This window comes from Stenotrophomonas sp. STEN087, assembly GCF_056759115.1.
Map to the genome: position 1 here is coordinate 13,391 of NZ_JBRRCR010000047.1, position 17,269 is coordinate 30,659.

Sequence of the window (17,269 nt, forward strand, 5' to 3'; positions counted from 1 at the left end):
ACAGATCAATCGGGGTCATGCCAGTATCGAATCACAGAGGGGGTATTCATCCCCTATACGCATCAATCTAGCACACGTATGTCCAACGATCTGCTCAGCATTCCCTGCGTCCTCATGCGCGGCGGTACCTCCAAAGGCCCCTTCTTCCTGGCATCCGATCTGCCGGCGGACAGCGCCCAGCGCGACCGCCTGCTGCTGGAAGTCATGGGCTCGGGCCACCCGCTGCAGATCGATGGCATCGGCGGGGGCAACGCACTGACCAGCAAGGTGGCGATCATCGACCGGTCCAGCCGCGCCGACGCGGACGTGGACTATCTGTTCGCCCAGGTGCGGGTGGAGCAGAAGGTGGTCGACACCTCGCCGAACTGCGGCAACATGCTGGCCGCCGTCGGCCCCTACGCCATCGAGCGCGGGCTGGTGCAGGCACAGGACCCGCAGACCCGGGTACGCATCTTCAACGTCAATACCGGCAAGCTGATCGTGGCCACGGTGGAAACGCCGGGCGGTGAGGTGGTCTACCGCGGTGATACGCGGATCGCTGGTGCGCCGGGCTCGGCCTCGCCGGTGCGGCTCTCCTTCCTGGATGCGGCCGGCGCCCGTACCGGCAAGCTGCTGCCCAGCGGGCATGCGCAGGAAACCATCGACGGCGTGGCGGTGAGCCTGGTCGACTGTGCGATGCCGATGATGCTGGTGCGCGCCGAGGACATGGGCGTGCGCGGCGATGCCTCGCCGGCCGAACTGAATGCGGATGCGGGCTTCCTCGCCCGTCTTGAAGCCCTGCGCATCGAAGCCGGCGCCCGCATGGGTATCGCCGATGCCGGCAACAAGGTGATCCCCAAGCCGGTGCTGCTTTCTGCACCGCAGCACGGCGGCCACCTGCAGGTGCGCTATTTCATGCCCCATCAATGCCACACCGCGCTGGCGATCACCGGCGGGGTTGGCTTGGCGACGGCGGCCGTCACCCCGGGCACGCTGGCCAACACTTTCGTCGGATGCCTGGGCCTGCCCGGCAGCATTACCCTCGAACATCCGAGCGGGGCCCTGGACGTGGGCCTGAGCCGAAGCTCGGACGATGCGCCGGTGGTTGCCAGCGTGGTCCGTACCGCCCGCCGCCTGTTCGAAGGCCGCGTGTTCGCGACCTCGCCCGCAACCACTGAGACCTGTTCCACCCAAGCCCGCCAATGGACTTCAGCGGCATGACCTGAAACCGGTCGGGCCCGCGCAGTCGCGCGTGGCCGGCCACCACAACGTAGATGCTTCACTCCTGGGAGGGATGATGTACAAGCAGATGTTCATGGCCGCGCTGTGCGCGGCTGGCCTGGCCATGGCCGGGTGCAGCAAGAATGGGGCCGATGCGCAGGGCGCGGCCGCCGGCAGCGGCGACACCACGCCGGTGCGGATCAGCGTGGGGTCCTACAACCTCAACAACCTGCCGTTCTTCATTGCCGATTCCAAGGGCTACTTCAAGGACGTCGGCCTGGAGGTGAAGACCGAGAACTTCGCCCAGGGCGGTTCGAAGGTGCTGCAGGCGCTGGTGGCCAACTCCACCGACGTGGCCGTAGGCTTCTATGACCACACCATCCAGATGCAGGCCAAGCGCAAGGACGTGGTGGGCTTCGTGCTGCTGTCGCGCAATTCAGGCCTGGTGATGGCCGGCCGCGATGACGTGACCTTCGACCCGGCCCGCCCGGACACGATCAAGGGCCAGAAGGTCGGCATCACCGCGCCGGGCTCCTCGTCCGACTTCTTCGTCCGCCACTTCCTGGCTCAGCATGACATTCCGGTGGACAGCATCTCGCTGATCGGCGTCGGTTCGGGAGCGGCAGCGGTGGCTGCACTGGAGCAGGGCAAGATCGACCTGCTGGTGAACTACGACCCGGCCGCCACCCTGATCACCGAGCGCAAGGTTGGCAAGATCATCATCGATGCACGCAGTGACGAGGGCGCACGCCAGGTCTACGGTGGCCTGTACCCGACCTCGGTGATGTATGCCAACCGCAGCTTCCTGGAGCAGCGCCCGGAAGCGGCCGAGAAGATCGCCCGTGCCGAGCAGATGGCCCTGAAGTTCATCGCCGACAACAGTGCCGAGGACATCGTCGCCGCGCTGCCGGACAGCTACGTCTCCGGCGACCGCGCCACCTATGCGCGTGCCGTGGAGAACGCCCGCGCGATCTTCACCACCGACGGCCACTTCACCGCGGCCGATCTGGAGACGCCGCTGAAGGTGCTGCGCGAGTTCAACAAGGATGTCGCCAACGCTGACATCGACCTGTCCAAGACCTACACCAATGCCTTCGTCGAGCGTGCACACGCTGCGACGCCGGCTGCCCAACCGTAAGCGGAGGTAACCCCATGGCCCTCAATGCCACCGTGCGCCAGCTCAACGGCGCGCCGCAGCTGGAGCCTGCACAGACCATGGTCGCCATCAACAAGGTGACCATGTCCTTCGGCGAATTCACCGCCGTGCGTGATGTCGACATCCAGGTGGGCGACGGCGAGTTCCTCGCCATCGTCGGCCCCACCGGCTGCGGCAAGAGCACCATCCTCAATTCCGTGGCGGGGCTGCTGAAGCCTTCGTCCGGTGACGTGGCCATCGACGGCCGCACCGTCAGCGGCGTGCAGGAGTCGGTCGGCTACCTGTTCCAGCAGGACGCACTGCTGCCGTGGAAGACCGCCTACCAGAACGTCGAGCTGGGCCTGCGCTTCCGTGGCGTGCCCGAGGCAGAGCGCAAGGCCAAGGCCAATGCGTGGCTGGCCAAGGTCGGCCTGACCGGCTTCGAGCACCGTTACCCGCACCAGCTGTCCGGTGGCCAGCGCAAGCGCGTGCAGATGGCGCAGGCGCTGATCGTCGAGCCGAAGGTGATCCTGATGGACGAGCCGTTCTCGGCGCTGGACATCCACACCCGCCACCTGATGCAGAACGAGCTGCTGCGCCTGTGGCAGGAGGATCGCCGCTCGGTGATCCTGATCACGCACGATCTTGAAGAAGCCATCGCCCTGGGTGACCGCGTGGTGGTGCTGTCCTCCGGTCCGGCCAGCCGCGTCGTGCGCAGCTTCGACGTGGATCTGGAACGGCCGCGCAATGTCGCCGAAATCAAGCTGGACGAACGTTTCACCGACCTGTACCGCGACATCTGGGCCTGCCTGCGCGGCGAAGTGGAGAAGAGCTATGCACGCCAAGACTGACAAATTCATCCAGCTGGCCCTGGTCATCGCCGTATTCGGTGGCTGGGAAGGCGGCATCGCGCTGGGCGTGATCGATCCGTTCTTCTTCCCCTCGCCGACAGCGATCGTGCAGCAGGCCTGGACCTGGTTGTCCGATACCTCGTTCTACCAGCACGTCTACATCACCCTGACAGAGACCGCGCTGGGCTACCTGATCGGTACCGGCCTGGGCGTGGCCGGCGGTGTCTGGCTCGGCCTGAGCCGCCGCTCGGCGCGCATCCTGGATCCCTTCATCAAGGGCTTCAATGCGATCCCGCGCGTGGTGCTGGCACCGATCTTCGTGCTCTGGCTGGGCCTGGGCCTGTGGTCGAAGGTGGCCCTGGCGGTGACCCTGGTGTTCTTCACCACGTTCTTCAACGCCATGCAGGGCGTGCGCGAAGTGAACCCGGTGGTGCTGGCCAATGCGCGCATCCTCGGTGCGGGCCGCAGTGACCTGCTGCGCCACGTGTACTTCCCCGCTGCCGCCAGCTGGATCCTGTCCTCGCTGCGTACCTCGGTGGGCTTTGCCGTGGTCGGCGCCATCATCGGCGAATACCTGGGCGCCTCGGCAGGCCTGGGCTACCTGATCGCGCAGGCCGAGGGCAACTTCAATGCCGTGGGTGTGTTTGCCGGCATCATCATCCTGGCCGCCTTCGTGCTGGTCATCGATGCCCTGCTCGACGTGGTCGAGAACAAGCTGATCACCTGGCGTCCCAACACCCAGGCACAGGCCACCAGCTGACCGCGCTGCGCTGAGCCCGCATGCCGTGCCGCCGGGCTGATCCGGCGGCGCGCGCTGCCTCCCCCGATCTTCCCCCGCACCACCGCAACAGGCCAGCGCCAGGCCAGGGGGCCGGCTGGCCGGAGAGAGAACCCATGAACAAGCACACCGTGCTGCCCCGCGCAGCGCTGTCGGTCGCGCTCGGCCTGCTGTTGGCCAGCGGCCATGCGGGGGCGCAGTCCGCCCCGGCGCCGTTGAGCCAGGCCGAGCTTTCGGCGCTGGTGCAGCAGCAGGCGCTGCAGATCCAGCAGCTTGAAGCCCGCCTGCGCGCCGTCGAAGGCGGGCAGGGGGCCGCCGCGGCGCCGGTCGCGGCCCCGGCGCCTGCGCTGGAAACCCGGGTGGCCGCGCTGGAATCGAGCCAGTCCAAGGCGCCCAAGGTGTCCTGGGCCAAGGGTGCCCCGGAGTTCAGCAGCGCCGATGGCAAGGTCGCCTTCCGCCCGCGCGGCCGCCTGTTCGTTGATGGCTCCAGTACCGACGGCTCGTCGGTGGCCGACCGCAACATCTCCGGCACCGAGATCCGCTCGGTACGCCTGGGCGCCGAGGGCCGCTACGGTATCCTCGGCTGGGCAGTGGAGGGCGACTTCGCCGACAACGCGGTGGCCTGGAAATCGGTCTATGCCACCGTCGACCACCGCCTGTTCGGCTTGCCGGCCGACCTGACCGTGGGCAACCGCCTGAACGACCGCGGCATCGATGGCTCCAGCAGCACCTCCAACACGCCGTTCCCGGACCGCAACGTGGTCGGCACGCTGATGCTGCCGCAGCGCGGCCTGTTCGGCGTCGGCCTGACCGAGCGCGTCTATGGCAAGGGCTGGCATGCCAGCCTGTCGGTGGCGGGCAACGACCTGAACAACGCCGGCAACGACAATGACAGCCAGACCTGGGCGACCCGTGTGCACTGGAACCCGGTGGCCAGCAAGGCCGCTACCGTTCACCTGGGGGCCTGGGCGTTCCATGAGGAGATCGCCGCCGGCGCCAGCGGCGTGCTGCGCAGCTCGGCCATCGCCGGGCACTTCAACGATCTGGTGAAGATCGCCCCGGGCACCCTGGTGGGCGCCGAGCGCAGCACGGCCTATGGCCTGGAAGCGGCGGGGTTCTTCGGCCCGGCGTGGGCCACCGGCGAATGGGGCACACGCAACCTGCGCGGGGTCGACGCCAGCGGCCGCTACGACCTGGACCACCAGGCCTGGGCGGTTTCGGCCGGCTGGTTCCTGGCGGGCGCGGTGCCGGCTTACTCCGGCAAGGCGGGCACCTGGGGCAAGGTGAAGGTGGCCGACCCGGTGACCGACGGCGGCGCCGGTGCCTGGGAGCTGAAGGCGCGGTATGAGGATGTGGACTACGCCGAGCTGCCCACCGGCGGCACCGGCCATGCCTGGACGCTGGGAACGAACTGGTACCTGAACGACTACAGCCGCGTGATGTTCGAGGCGATCCGCTGGCAGACCCACAACCGCAGCGGCAGCGGGCAGGGCAGGGACGAAGGCACGACCTTCAATACCCGCCTGCAGGTGGCGTTCTAAGTACGTGGCTGGCGGTATGGCCCCTTCGGTATGTATAATTCGTGCATACCGAAGAGGGCCTACCCATGGAAGCCACCGTTGCAGAGCGCGGACAGATCACCCTGCCCAAGGCAGTGCGTGACGCGCTGGGCCTGACCAAGGGCACCCAGCTGAAGGTCGAGCTGGACGGCAGCCGGATCATTCTGCGCAAGAGTGTTGACGATGCCATTTCACGGGCGCGCGGCAAGTTCGCGCTCGATGGCTTCGATTCGGCCGAAGCGGCCGTGCGCTCGGTGCGCGACGAGGAATAAGCCGTGATGATCGCCGTCGATTCCCCGGTCCTGGTCGAACTGCTGAGCAATGGCCCGCAGGCCGATGCGGTGGAAGCCATCCTGCGGCAGAGCCTGGTCGGCGGCCGCGTGGTGGTCTGCGGCGCGACCCTGGCCGAAGTCTGCGCCTCGCTGCGCGGCGGCGCGGAGGTGCTGGAAGCACTGGAAGAAATGGGCGTGCACTTCAATGCGCTGGAGGCCAAGTCGGCCCTGCGCGCCGGCGAGATGCACCGCCGCCACCGCCAGCGCAGCGGCAGCCGCCGCAGCCTGGACGAATTCATGGTCGGCGCCCACGCACTGCTGCAGTGCGATGGCCTGATCACCTGGAACGACACGTTTTACCGCGACTACTTCAAGGGCCTGAAGCTGATCGTGCCGCAAGCCTGAGCCCATCTTTTTTTCAACCTACGCATTACCCGGGAGTTGTCATGTTGGAAGCCTACCGCCACCACGTCGCCGAGCGCGCTGCGCTTGGCATCCCGCCGCTGCCGCTGAGCGCGCAGCAGACGGCCGATGTCATCGAACTGCTGAAGAACCCGCCGCAGGGCGAGGCCGAGTTCCTGCTCGCCCTGCTGACCCACCGCGTGCCGGCCGGCGTCGACGATGCTGCCAAAGTCAAAGCCTCGTACCTGGCGGCCATCGCCCTGGGCAGCGAGCAGAACCCGCTGATCAGCCGCGAGCGCGCCACCGAACTGCTGGGCACCATGCTCGGCGGTTACAACGTCGCCCCGCTGGTGCAGCTGCTGGACGATGCGGCCATCGGCACCATCGCCGCCGCCGGCCTGAAGAAGACCCTGCTGGTCTTCGATGCCTTCCATGACGTGCAGGAAAAGGCCAAGGCGGGCAACGCCAACGCCCAGTCCGTGCTGCAGAGCTGGGCCGATGCCGAATGGTTCACCAGCAACCCGGAAGTGCCGCAGAGCCTGACCGTCACCGTGTTCAAGGTGCCGGGCGAAACCAACACCGACGACCTGTCGCCGGCCCCGGACGCGACCACCCGCCCTGACATTCCGATGCACGCCCTGGCGATGCTGAAGAACAAGCGCGACGACGCGGCATTCACCCCGGAAGAAGACGGCAAGCGCGGTCCGATCCAGCAGATCCTGTCGCTGAAGGACAAGGGCCACCTGGTTGCCTACGTGGGCGACGTGGTCGGTACCGGTTCCTCGCGCAAGTCGGCCACCAACAGCGTGCTGTGGTGGACCGGCGATGACATTCCGTTCATCCCGAACAAGCGCGCCGGTGGCGTCTGCCTGGGCGGCAAGATCGCCCCGATCTTCTACAACACCATGGAAGATGCCGGCGCCCTGCCGATCGAGCTGGACGTTTCGCAGATGGAGCACGGCGACGTGGTCGAGCTGCGTCCGTACGACGGCAAGGCACTGAAGAACGGCGAAGTGATCGCCGAGTTCGAAGTGAAGAGCGACGTGCTGTTCGACGAAGTGCGTGCCGGCGGCCGCATTCCGCTGATCATCGGCCGCGGCCTGACCGGCAAGGCGCGTGAAGCGCTGGGCCTGGCCCCGACCGACCTGTTCCGCCTGCCGGTGCAGCCGGCCGACAACGGCAAGGGCTTCTCGCTGGCGCAGAAGATGGTTGGCCGCGCCTGTGGCCTGGCCGAAGGCCAGGGCATGCGCCCGGGCACCTACTGCGAACCGAAGATGACCTCGGTCGGCTCGCAGGACACCACCGGCCCGATGACCCGTGACGAGCTGAAGGATCTGGCCTGCCTGGGCTTCTCGGCCGACCTGGTGATGCAGTCGTTCTGCCACACCGCTGCGTACCCGAAGCCGGTGGACGTCAAGACCCACCACACCCTGCCGGAGTTCATCTCCACCCGTGGCGGCGTCTCGCTGCGTCCGGGCGACGGCGTGATCCACAGCTGGCTCAACCGCATGCTGCTGCCGGACACCGTCGGTACCGGTGGTGACTCGCACACCCGTTTCCCGGTGGGCATTTCGTTCCCGGCCGGTTCGGGCCTGGTCGCCTTCGCTGCTGCCACCGGCGTCATGCCGCTGGACATGCCGGAATCGGTGCTGGTGCGCTTCAAGGGCCAGATGCAGCCGGGCGTGACCCTGCGTGACCTGGTCAACGCGATCCCGCTGTACGCCATCAAGTCGGGCCTGCTGACCGTGGCCAAGGCCGGCAAGAAGAACATCTTCTCCGGTCGCATCCTGGAAATCGAAGGCCTGCCGGAGCTGAAGGTCGAACAGGCGTTCGAACTGTCCGACGCCTCGGCCGAGCGTTCGGCCGCCGGTTGCTCGGTGCGCCTGAACAAGGAACCGATCATCGAGTACCTGACCAGCAACATCACCCTGCTGAAGTGGATGATTGCCGAGGGTTACCAGGATCCGCGTTCGCTGCAGCGCCGTATCGAGAAGATGGAAGCCTGGCTGGCCAACCCGGAGCTGCTGGAGCCGGATGCCGACGCCGAGTACGCCGCCGTCATCGAGATCGACCTGGCCGACATCCACGAGCCGATCGTGGCCTGCCCGAACGACCCGGACGACGTGAAGACCCTGTCTGAAGTCGCTGGCGCCAAGATCGACGAAGTGTTCATCGGTTCGTGCATGACCAACATCGGTCACTTCCGTGCCGCTGCGAAGCTGCTGGAAGGCAAGCGCGACCTGCCGACCCGCTTGTGGGTGGCCCCGCCGACCAAGATGGATGCCTCGGAGCTGACCAAGGAAGGCGTGTACGGCACCTTCGGCGCCACCGGCGCACGCATGGAAATGCCGGGCTGCTCGCTGTGCATGGGCAACCAGGCGCAGATCCGCGAAGGCTCCACCGCGATGTCGACCTCGACCCGCAACTTCCCGAACCGTCTGGGCCGCAACACCAACGTGTACCTGGGTTCGGCCGAACTGGCCGCGATCTGCTCGCGTCTGGGCCGCATCCCGACCAAGGAAGAGTACATGGCCGATGTGGGCGTGATCGCCCAGAGCGGTGCGGAGATCTACCGCTACATGAACTTCGACCAGATCGAGGAGTACCAGGACGTGGCCAAGACGGTCGCTGCCTGATGCGGTAGTGCCGGCCGCTGGTCGGCATCCCGTTGAAACGCAGAACCCCCGGTGAAAGCCGGGGGTTTTTTGTGCGCGGCATCCGCTACTGCACGGTCCAGTCTGCGCTGCCTTGCAGCCGACGGCCGGCGATCAGCACGTTGCCGCGCTTGCCGGAGACGTCCATTTCGAACCAGGGCAGTCCGTCATGGCGGAGCGGACGCACGTAGGCCTGGCGGCGGGCGCGGTCGAATTCGATGTAGTAGCGGCGTTGCACATTTGGAGGCTGCGGAATCGACGAGCCTTTCCAGCTGACGTTGACCGAGCCGGGATCCTCACGGCCGACCAGCATCAGCATGAAGAACACGTCCCCCTGGCTGGCCTGGAAGTAGAACAGATCGCCGCTGGCGCTCGCCGGTACCAGTGGCAGTGACAACAATACGGCCGCCAGCGCGGCCTTCCAGTTCCTTCTGATCATGCGCGGCCTTCCTTGTGCAGTGCTGTCATCAAAGCACACTGTGGAGCCGAGCCGATGCTCGGCGGTTTGTTGGCTTGAGCGCGCAGCCGAGCGTGGGCTCGGCTCTACAGATGGCGCCCCATGCGGGGTTCAGCGATAGCGGAACGGCCAGGCGTCCGGGCCGTCGCTGCTGCGTTCGGCGCAGACCTCGCGGAAGGTCTGCAGGAAGGCCTGCTGCGGTCGCGTCGGGTGCCAGTCGGCGCGGGTGGTCAGCCCGATGCGGCGGCGCAGGGCGCGGCCGGCCAGGCCCAGTTCGGCCAGCAGGCCGGCCTGGCGTTCGATCAGGAACTGGTCGCGTGACATCAGGGTCAGCCAGTCATCCTCCAGCAGCAGGCCGCGGGTGATCACCAGCGAGCCGCATTCGATGCGCAGCACCGGTGGCTCGTGGCCGTTGTCGCGGAACATCCGCTCCCAGCGTGCACGCACCGGCGCGCCGGTGGCCGGGATCACCCACGGATAGTCCAGCAGTTGCTCGAAACGCCATGGCAGCTGCGCGGCGAGAGGGTGGTCGGCGCGGCCGACGATGACCGGGTCATCGTCGAACAGGCCTTCCTGCACCACGTCGGGCACCGCGCTGAGGTCGCGCATGGCGCCGACCAGCAGATCCAGGCTGCCTTCGCGCAGGTCGGACAGCAGCTCCGAGAACGGGCCTTCCACCACGTTCACCGTGGCGCCCGGCCAGGCCCGGGCGAACCGGGCCAATGCCTGCGGCAGCAGCAAGGCGCGCGCCAGCGGCATCACCCCGATGGCCAGGCGGCCGCCGTGCTGGTCGCGGGTGGCGGCCAGTTCGTCCAGGCCGGTGGCCAGCTCGGACAGTGCCAGGCGGACCCAGCGCAGCAGACGGGTGGCGGCGGGCGTGGCCAGCAGGGCCTTGCCACGCCGCTGCAGCAGGGGAACCTCGATCACCGCTTCCAGTTCGCGCACCGCGCGGTGCATGGCCGGCTGCGAAACCCCGGCGCGCGCTGCCGCGAGCGTGAAGCTGCCCGCGCTGTCCACCGCGTTGAGGGCGCGCAGCTGGCTGAGTGTCAGTCGCCGTTCGATGGTTGCCAGTGCAGGCAGGCGCGCCGCACGCCGGGCCGCGCGTACGCCACGGGCGAGGTAGGCGAGGGCGCGTTCGATGCGCGGTGCGAGCAGGCGCGTCGCTTCGGTGGCGACCATGCCGCCGGGCTGGCGGTCGAACAGCGGCGCATCCAGCTGCCGTTCCAGCCGCGCGATGGCCTGGGTGAGCGCGGGCTGGGACAGATTGAGGTGCGGCGCGGCCGCGCTGATGCCGCCGTGCGCGTGTACCGCCACCATCGCGTGCAGGTGTTTCAGGTTCAGCTCGGGCAGTCCATTCATGGCACAACTATAACCAGATTGAATGGGTCGGACGAAAAACGATCTTGAGGGGGCTGCATGACGCGGAACAGACTGCGCCATCGCCAACGAAGGATGGATGGATGTCCCGCGTCATCACCCGCATCGAGCGCGCCGAACCGGCGCTGATCCAGTCACTGGCCGAGGCCGGCGTGGCCACCGTGCATGAGGCACAGGGTCGCAGTGGCTTGCTGCATCCGCGGCTGCGGCCGATCTACAGCGGCGCGCGCATCGCCGGCAGTGCGGTCACCGTATCGGTGCCGCCGGGCGACAACTGGATGATGCATGTGGCCATCGAGCAGCTCGGCGAGGGCGACATCCTGGTGGTGGCACCGACCAGCGACTGCACCGATGGCTACTTCGGCGACCTGCTGGCGACCTCGGCGCAGGCCCGTGGCTGCCGTGGCCTGGTCATCGATGCGGGCGTGCGCGATGTGCGCGAGCTGACCGCGATGGGCTTCCCGGTGTGGAGCCGGGCGGTGCACGCGCAGGGCACGGTGAAGGAAACCCTGGGCTCGGTGAACGTGCCGCTGGTCTGCGGTGGCGGTCTGGTGAATGCGGGTGACGTGGTGATCGCCGACGATGACGGCGTGTGCATCGTGCCGCGCGCCGATGCGGCGCGGGTGGCCGCCGAAGCCCAGGCACGTGAAGCACGCGAGGCCGACAAGCGCGAACGTCTGGCCCGTGGCGAACTCGGCCTGGACATCTACGCCATGCGTGAGCGCCTGGCCGCCAAGGGCCTGCGCTATGAATAAGGGCGTGCGCGCGATGTGGATGCGCGGAGGCACGTCCAAGGGCGGGTTCTTCCTCGCCCAGGACCTGCCGGCTGATGCCGCCGCGCGTGATGCCTTCCTGCTGCGCGCCTATGGTTCACCGGACGTGCGCCAGATTGACGGCATGGGCGGCGGCGACCCGCTGACCTCCAAGGTCGCCGTGGTTTCGCCCTCGCAGCGCGAGGATGCTGACGTGGAGTACCTGTTCCTGCAGGTCTTCGTCGACCAGGCGCTGGTGAGTGACGCGCAGAACTGCGGCAACATGCTGGCCGGCGTGGGTCCGTTCGCGATTGAGCGCGGCCTGGTGGCGGCGCGCGATGGGGTGACCGAGGTGCGCATCTTCATGGCCAACACCGGCACCCTGGCCACGGCCAGCGTGCAGACACCAGGCGGGGTGGTGAGCTATGCCGGTGACGCGCGCATCGATGGCGTACCGGGTACTGCCGCACCGCTGCCACTGGCCTTCGAGGACACCGCGGGTTCCAGCTGCGGCGCGCTGCTGCCGACCGGCAACGTGGTGGACGTGATTGACGGCGTGCAGGCAACCCTGATCGACAACGGCATGCCCTGCGTGGTGCTGCGCGCGTCCGACCTGGGCATCAGCGGCTACGAGGACCGCGCCACGCTGGACGCGGACGAGGCCTTGAAGGTCCGCCTGGAGGCGATCCGCCTGCAGGCGGGGCCGAAGATGAACCTGGGCGATGTGGCGGAGAAGTCGGTGCCCAAGATGATGCTGGTGGCCGCACCTGCCGACGGCGGCGCGATCTGCGTGCGCTCGTTCATCCCGCACCGCTGCCATGCCTCCATCGGCGTGCTGGGTGCGGTGACGGTGGCCACGGCCTGCCTGCTGCCGGGCTCGCCGGCCCATGCACTGGCCCGGTTGCCGGGCGGGCAGGTACAGACCCTGGCGGTGGAGCACCCCAGCGGGGCCACGACCTGCGTGATTGAACTGGACGAGGACGGCCAGGTGGCCCGCGCGGCCATGCTGCGCACCGCACGGAAGCTGTTCGACGGCGCACTGTTCGACTGAACAGGCAGCGCCTTTCTATTCTCTGCGACCTGGGAGGGTTGTTATGACCGTGGTAGGGAAGCGGCCGGGCCGCTTTGGAATCTTTGGCCAGTTGTGGTTCCAGGTGCTGGCCGGCACCGTGATCGGCGTATTGCTGGGCTGGCTGCAGCCGGACCTGGGTTCGGCGATGAAGCCGCTGGGTGATGGCTTCATCAAGCTGATCCGGATGATGATCGGACCGATCATCTTCGTCACCGTGGTGCACGGCATCGCCGGCATGCGTGACATGCGCAGCGTGGGTCGGCTGGCGCTGAAATCGCTGATCTACTTCGAGGTGATCACCATCCTCGCGTTGATCGTCGGCCTGGTGGCGGTGGACCTGTGGAAGCCCGGCGCCGGCATGAACATCGACGCGGCGACGATCGACATGGCCAGCATCCAGGGCTATGTGCACACCGCCCATGACCAGTCGATCGTGGCCTACATCATGGCCATCATCCCCAACACCCTGGTCAGTGCCTTCACCGAGGCGCACGTGCTGCAGGTGCTGTTCGTGGCCGTGCTGTCCGGCGTGGCCCTGGCCGCCGTCGGTGAGCGCGGCAAGCCGGTGATGGATGTGATCGAGAGCGCCTCCGGTGCGCTGTTCAAGATGATCGGCTACATCATGTACGTGGCGCCGATCGGTGCGTTTGGTGCCATCGCCTTCACCGTCGGCCAGTTCGGGGCTGCCTCGCTGCTGTCGCTGGGCGAGCTGATCATCGAGTTCTTCGTGGTCTGCGGGCTGTTCACCGTGCTGGTGCTGGGCACAGTGTGCTGGTGGACCGGTGCCAGCCTGTGGCGCCTGCTGGGTTACCTGCGCGACGAGATCATCATCGTTGCGGCCACCACCTCCACCGAAACGGTGCTGCCGCGCCTGATCGAGAAGATGAAGAAGCTGGGCTGCGAAGAGGGCGTCGTCGGCTTCGTGATTCCCGCCGGCTACTCGTTCAACCTGGATGGCACCTGCCTGTACCTGACCACGGTGGCGATCTTCCTGGCCCAGGCGACCAATACCGAACTGACCGTGTGGCACCAGCTGGGCCTGATCGCCGTGCTGCTGCTGACCTCCAAGGGTGCTGCGGGCGTGGCCGGTGCGGCGTTCGTGGTGCTGGCGGCGACCCTTGGCACCACCGGCACCATTCCGGTGGCCAGCATCGCCTTGATCCTTGGTATCCACCGCATCCTGGCTGAAGGCCTGACCTTCGTGAACCTGATCGGCAATGCCATCGCCGTGCTGGTGATCGCCAAGTGGGAAGGCAAGCTGGATGAAAAGACCATGGCCGCGCAGATCGGCACTCGCCGAACCCGGCAACGCCTGCTCGGCGTGCAGCCCGCCTGAGGCAATGGCCTGAGTCCTGACGGCCACTGCGGTGGCCTCCACTGAATGCATCACCCTGGCGCCGGCGGCGCCGGGAAGGGAGAGAACATGTCGCAGTTCCTGCGTACCCCGCTGTACCTGCTGCTTGCCAGCGCACTGGCAACGCCTGCGTTCGCCGCTGAACGCAGCATCCCCGAGGGCATCGACCTGACCCTGGACCTGGTTGGCAATGTGGCCCACAACCCGGTGGGCGGTGTTGAACAGGGCACCGAAGGTTCGTACTGGGTGATGGCCCAGTCGAAGTTCGACCTGGACAAGCTGTTCGGCGTGCACGGCACCGAGGTGGATGCACAGTGGGCCTGGTTCGCCGGGCGCAACTTGGCGCGCGAGAAGATCGGCAACTCGATCAGCGCGCAGCAGACCTGGCGACCGGTGGCCGGCGGCCGCCTGACCCGACTGACCCTTCGTCACCGCTTCGACAATGGCCTTAGCATCATCGCCGGCCGTGCACCGGTGAACAGCTACTTCAACAACTCGCCGCTCAACTGCGTGTTCATGAGCAACGCGATGTGCCTGACGCCCTATGGTGCGATCACCGACCTGGGCATCACCGCCTACCCGAATTCGTCCTGGGCCGGCCTCGTGCGCTACGACGTGAATGATCGCTGGTATGCGCAGGCGGGTGTTTTCGACTACAACAACGAGCTGAACAAGGCCGGCAAGAACGGCCTGGACTTCTCGGTGGGCGAGGGCACCGGCACCATCAGCGCCTACGAAGTGGGCTACCAGACCAGCTTCGCCAACGACCGCCTGCCGCGCACCTACCGCGTCGGCATGTACCGCAACAGCGATGGCGGCAAGAGCTCGTACTTCGATGCCAACGGCAATTCGGCAGCGCTGACCGGCAAGCCGACGGCCGTGCAGGACGGCGCGCGCATGGGCGTCTACGCGATGGGCGACCAGACCGTCTGGCGCGGCGAAGGCAAGCGCAACCTGGCTGTGTTCGGCCGGGTCTACGTCAATACCGGCAACGAGGCCCCGGTCGATCATTTCGTGTCGGCGGGCTTCGTCAAGACTGGCACCTTCGCCGGCCGCGACCAGGACACCCTGGCCATGTTCGTCTCCAACACGCATTTCAGCGACGAACAGATCGGCTTCCTGCGTGACCGCCGCAGCCGTTACGGCGGCACCAGTGCGCCGCATGCCGACGAAATCATCACCGAGCTCAGCTACGGCTGGGCGGTGAAGAAGGGCATCCGCCTGATGCCGAACCTGCAGTACGTCATCAACCCCGACCCGATCTACGCACCCACGCGCACCACCAACATCCCCGACGCGCTGATTGTCGGCCTGCGCGTGGATGTGCACTTCGCCCAGCTGTTCGGCTGGTGATCCATCGCCCGAGGAGATCCCCCATGATCATCGACTGCCACGGCCACTACACCACGGCCCCCGCCGGCCACGATGCGTTCCGCAAGGCGCAGGTGGCCCACTTCAACGACCGCTCGCTGCCGGCGGCGGTCTATCCCACGATCAGCGACGATGAACTTCGCGACAGCGTGGAGGCCAACCAGCTGCGCCTGCTGCGCGAGCGCGGTGCGGACATGACCATCTTCTCGCCGCGCGCCAGCACCATGGCCCACCACATCGGCGATGAGCAGGTCAGCGCTGAATGGACGCGCCGCTGCAACGACCTGATCGCGCGGGTGGTTCAGCTGTACCCGGATCAGTTCATCGGCGTCTGCCAGCTGCCGCAGTCGCCGGGCGTGCCGATCGCGCACTCGGTGGCTGAGCTGGAGCGCTGCGTGAACGAGCTTGGTTTCGTCGGCTGCAACCTCAACCCCGATCCGTCCGGCGGCCACTGGGATGGCCTGCCATTGACCGATCGTTCCTGGTACCCGTTCTTCGAGAAGATGGTGGAACTGGACGTGCCGGCCATGGTGCACGTGTCGGGCAGCTGCAATGCCAATTTCCATGCGACCGGCGCGCACTACCTGAACGCCGATACCACCGCCTTCATGCAGTTCCTGCAGGGCGATCTGTTCCGTGACTTCCCCGAGCTGCGCTTCATCATCCCGCATGGCGGTGGCGCGGTGCCTTACCATTGGGGGCGCTTCCGGGGCCTGGCGGACATGCTGGGCAAGCCGCCGCTGGCCGAGCATGTGATGAAGAACGTCTACTTCGATACCTGCGTGTACCACCAGCCCGGCATCGACCTGCTGTTCGAGGTGATCGACATCGACAACATCCTGTTCGGTTCGGAAATGGTGGGCGCGGTGCGTGGCATCGACCCGCAGACCGGCCACTTCTTCGATGACACCCGTCGCTACGTGGATGCGCTGGCGTTGTCCGAAGGCGATCGCTACAAGGTATTCGAAGGCAATGCGCGGCGGGTCTACCCGCGGCTGGATGCGCAGCTGAAGGCGAGGGGGCTGTGATGGCCGCGTTCCAGAAGGATGCCGACTGGATGGACTACTGCGCCAACCCCAGCCGCCCGACGTTCGTACCCCCGCCGGGTGCGGTGGACGCGCACTGCCATGTGTTCGGTCCGGGCGATGTGTTCCCGTATGCACCCGAGCGCAAGTACACGCCCTGCGACGCCGGAAAGGCGCAGCTGTTTGCGCTGCGCGACTTCCTCGGGTTCAGCCGCAACGTGATCGTGCAGGCAACCTGCCATGGTGCAGACAACCGCGCCCTGGTCGATGCGCTGCAGGCCAGCGGCGGCCTGGCCCGTGGCGTGGCCACGGTGCGCGATACGGTCAGCGACGAGGAGCTGCAGCAGCTGCATGCCGCGGGCGTACGCGGCGTGCGCTTCAACTTCGTGCGCCGGCTGGTCGACCCCAAGCCGGATGCCTACTACCACGCCATCATCGACCGCATTGCGCCGCTGGGCTGGCACGTGGTGGTGTACTTCGAAGCGGCCGACCTGGCCGAGCGCTGGAACTTCTTCACCTCGCTGCCGACCACGGTGGTGGTCGACCATATGGGCCGGCCGGACATGAGCCAGCCGGTGGACGGGCCGGAATTCCAGCGTTTCGCGCAGCTGATGGCCGAGCACGGAAATGTGTGGAGCAAGGTCAGCTGCCCGGAGCGGCTGTCGCGGGTGGGGCCGCCGGGGTACGCCGACGTGGTGCCGTTCGCGCGGCACCTGGTGGAACGCTTCCCGGATCGCGTGCTGTGGGGCACGGACTGGCCGCACCCGAACATGAAGGACCACATGCCTGATGATGGGCATCTGGTGGATGTGATTCCCCACATCGCGCCGACGCTGGAGCTGCAGCAGAAGCTGCTGGTGGACAACCCGATGCGGTTGTATTGGGGCGCGTGAGGCGCTGTGGGTGCCGGCCCGCCGCCCGCCCGCCCCCATGTGAAAGACCCACTTGTTGTGGCCGCCGCAGGCCGGGGAACACCCCAGGGCGCAGGCCCCGGGGGCGACCCCCACGCC

At 67.2% G+C, this 17,269-nt stretch carries 16 protein-coding genes; 14 read left to right on the forward strand and 2 right to left on the reverse strand.

What is annotated here, in order from left to right; translation table 11 throughout:
- The first annotated feature begins 78 nt into the window (after positions 1-78).
- The 8 genes from ACVOK1_RS13180 to acnB all read left to right on the forward strand — a co-directional run bounded on the left by ACVOK1_RS13180 (position 79) and on the right by acnB (position 8,833).
- The gene (locus tag ACVOK1_RS13180; RefSeq protein ID WP_200752766.1) at positions 79-1,200 is read left to right on the forward strand and encodes a 4-oxalomesaconate tautomerase; all 1,122 of its coding nucleotides are present in this window, start codon (positions 79-81) and stop codon (positions 1,198-1,200) included.
- Positions 1,201-1,276: 76 nt separating this feature from the next.
- A complete protein-coding gene (locus ACVOK1_RS13185; protein ID WP_481562326.1) occupies positions 1,277-2,338 on the forward strand; it encodes an ABC transporter substrate-binding protein in 1,062 nt (353 codons plus the stop codon).
- Positions 2,339-2,352: 14 nt separating this feature from the next.
- A complete protein-coding gene (locus tag ACVOK1_RS13190) occupies positions 2,353-3,186 on the forward strand; it encodes an ABC transporter ATP-binding protein (protein WP_150455708.1) in 834 nt (277 codons plus the stop codon).
- The gene (locus ACVOK1_RS13195; RefSeq protein ID WP_200752768.1) at positions 3,170-3,946 is read left to right on the forward strand and encodes an ABC transporter permease; all 777 of its coding nucleotides are present in this window, start codon (positions 3,170-3,172) and stop codon (positions 3,944-3,946) included. The genes ACVOK1_RS13190 and ACVOK1_RS13195 overlap by 17 nt, the downstream gene beginning before the upstream one ends.
- Positions 3,947-4,080: 134 nt before the next feature.
- Positions 4,081-5,505 carry an OprO/OprP family phosphate-selective porin gene (locus tag ACVOK1_RS13200; protein ID WP_406231566.1) on the forward strand — a complete coding sequence of 475 codons (1,425 nt, stop codon included), beginning with the start codon at positions 4,081-4,083 and terminating at the stop codon, positions 5,503-5,505.
- Between the two features lie 65 nt (positions 5,506-5,570).
- Complete coding sequence (locus tag ACVOK1_RS13205; protein WP_150455705.1) at positions 5,571-5,795, forward strand: AbrB/MazE/SpoVT family DNA-binding domain-containing protein; 225 nt, start codon at positions 5,571-5,573, stop codon at positions 5,793-5,795.
- Between the two features lie 6 nt (positions 5,796-5,801).
- On the forward strand, positions 5,802-6,200 hold the full coding sequence (locus ACVOK1_RS13210) for a type II toxin-antitoxin system VapC family toxin (protein ID WP_049458027.1): 399 nt from the start codon (positions 5,802-5,804) through the stop codon (positions 6,198-6,200).
- A gap of 41 nt (positions 6,201-6,241) precedes the next feature.
- On the forward strand, positions 6,242-8,833 hold the full coding sequence (gene acnB / locus ACVOK1_RS13215) for a bifunctional aconitate hydratase 2/2-methylisocitrate dehydratase (protein ID WP_481562327.1): 2,592 nt from the start codon (positions 6,242-6,244) through the stop codon (positions 8,831-8,833).
- 85 nt (positions 8,834-8,918) lie between these two features.
- Here acnB and ACVOK1_RS13220 read toward each other — a convergent pair whose 3' ends face one another.
- Both ACVOK1_RS13220 and ACVOK1_RS13225 read right to left on the reverse strand, forming a co-directional pair.
- Positions 8,919-9,290 carry a hypothetical protein gene (locus ACVOK1_RS13220; protein WP_481562328.1) on the reverse strand — a complete coding sequence of 124 codons (372 nt, stop codon included), beginning with the start codon at positions 9,288-9,290 and terminating at the stop codon, positions 8,919-8,921.
- Positions 9,291-9,419: 129 nt separating this feature from the next.
- Entirely contained in the window at positions 9,420-10,667 is a 1,248-nt protein-coding gene (locus tag ACVOK1_RS13225; protein WP_200733810.1) for a LysR family transcriptional regulator, read from the reverse strand.
- Positions 10,668-10,768: 101 nt separating this feature from the next.
- On the opposite strand from ACVOK1_RS13225, the gene ACVOK1_RS13230 reads away from it, so the two are divergent.
- From ACVOK1_RS13230 to ACVOK1_RS13255, 6 genes are all read left to right on the forward strand, one after another.
- Positions 10,769-11,440 carry a 4-carboxy-4-hydroxy-2-oxoadipate aldolase/oxaloacetate decarboxylase gene (locus ACVOK1_RS13230; protein WP_481562329.1) on the forward strand — a complete coding sequence of 224 codons (672 nt, stop codon included), beginning with the start codon at positions 10,769-10,771 and terminating at the stop codon, positions 11,438-11,440.
- Positions 11,433-12,488, forward strand: coding sequence for a 4-oxalomesaconate tautomerase (locus ACVOK1_RS13235; protein ID WP_200752775.1), 1,056 nt, complete (start codon positions 11,433-11,435; stop codon positions 12,486-12,488). The genes ACVOK1_RS13230 and ACVOK1_RS13235 overlap by 8 nt, the downstream gene beginning before the upstream one ends.
- Positions 12,489-12,531: 43 nt before the next feature.
- Positions 12,532-13,845: a C4-dicarboxylate transporter DctA gene (dctA, locus tag ACVOK1_RS13240; RefSeq protein WP_481562330.1), complete on the forward strand. Its 1,314-nt coding sequence runs from the start codon at positions 12,532-12,534 to the stop codon at positions 13,843-13,845.
- Between the two features lie 87 nt (positions 13,846-13,932).
- On the forward strand, positions 13,933-15,216 hold the full coding sequence (locus tag ACVOK1_RS13245; RefSeq protein ID WP_481562331.1) for a carbohydrate porin: 1,284 nt from the start codon (positions 13,933-13,935) through the stop codon (positions 15,214-15,216).
- Between the two features lie 23 nt (positions 15,217-15,239).
- Positions 15,240-16,262, forward strand: a complete 1,023-nt coding sequence (locus ACVOK1_RS13250; protein ID WP_108768768.1) for an amidohydrolase family protein — start codon at positions 15,240-15,242, stop codon at positions 16,260-16,262.
- Positions 16,262-17,152: an amidohydrolase family protein gene (locus ACVOK1_RS13255; protein ID WP_481562332.1), complete on the forward strand. Its 891-nt coding sequence runs from the start codon at positions 16,262-16,264 to the stop codon at positions 17,150-17,152. The genes ACVOK1_RS13250 and ACVOK1_RS13255 overlap by 1 nt, the downstream gene beginning before the upstream one ends.
- Positions 17,153-17,269 lie beyond the last annotated feature (117 nt).

Coding starts and splice junctions, on each gene's coding strand:
- dctA (WP_481562330.1), top strand. CDS start 12,532: ATGACCGTGGTAGGGAAGCGGCCGGGCCGCTTTGGAATCTTTGGCCAG.
- ACVOK1_RS13190 (WP_150455708.1), top strand. CDS start 2,353: ATGGCCCTCAATGCCACCGTGCGCCAGCTCAACGGCGCGCCGCAGCTG.
- ACVOK1_RS13245 (WP_481562331.1), top strand. CDS start 13,933: ATGTCGCAGTTCCTGCGTACCCCGCTGTACCTGCTGCTTGCCAGCGCA.
- acnB (WP_481562327.1), top strand. CDS start 6,242: ATGTTGGAAGCCTACCGCCACCACGTCGCCGAGCGCGCTGCGCTTGGC.
- ACVOK1_RS13250 (WP_108768768.1), top strand. CDS start 15,240: ATGATCATCGACTGCCACGGCCACTACACCACGGCCCCCGCCGGCCAC.
- ACVOK1_RS13205 (WP_150455705.1), top strand. CDS start 5,571: ATGGAAGCCACCGTTGCAGAGCGCGGACAGATCACCCTGCCCAAGGCA.
- ACVOK1_RS13230 (WP_481562329.1), top strand. CDS start 10,769: ATGTCCCGCGTCATCACCCGCATCGAGCGCGCCGAACCGGCGCTGATC.
- ACVOK1_RS13220 (WP_481562328.1), bottom strand. CDS start 9,290: ATGATCAGAAGGAACTGGAAGGCCGCGCTGGCGGCCGTATTGTTGTCA.
- ACVOK1_RS13225 (WP_200733810.1), bottom strand. CDS start 10,667: ATGAATGGACTGCCCGAGCTGAACCTGAAACACCTGCACGCGATGGTG.
- ACVOK1_RS13185 (WP_481562326.1), top strand. CDS start 1,277: ATGTACAAGCAGATGTTCATGGCCGCGCTGTGCGCGGCTGGCCTGGCC.
- ACVOK1_RS13180 (WP_200752766.1), top strand. CDS start 79: ATGTCCAACGATCTGCTCAGCATTCCCTGCGTCCTCATGCGCGGCGGT.
- ACVOK1_RS13195 (WP_200752768.1), top strand. CDS start 3,170: ATGCACGCCAAGACTGACAAATTCATCCAGCTGGCCCTGGTCATCGCC.
- ACVOK1_RS13235 (WP_200752775.1), top strand. CDS start 11,433: ATGAATAAGGGCGTGCGCGCGATGTGGATGCGCGGAGGCACGTCCAAG.
- ACVOK1_RS13210 (WP_049458027.1), top strand. CDS start 5,802: ATGATCGCCGTCGATTCCCCGGTCCTGGTCGAACTGCTGAGCAATGGC.
- ACVOK1_RS13255 (WP_481562332.1), top strand. CDS start 16,262: ATGGCCGCGTTCCAGAAGGATGCCGACTGGATGGACTACTGCGCCAAC.
- ACVOK1_RS13200 (WP_406231566.1), top strand. CDS start 4,081: ATGAACAAGCACACCGTGCTGCCCCGCGCAGCGCTGTCGGTCGCGCTC.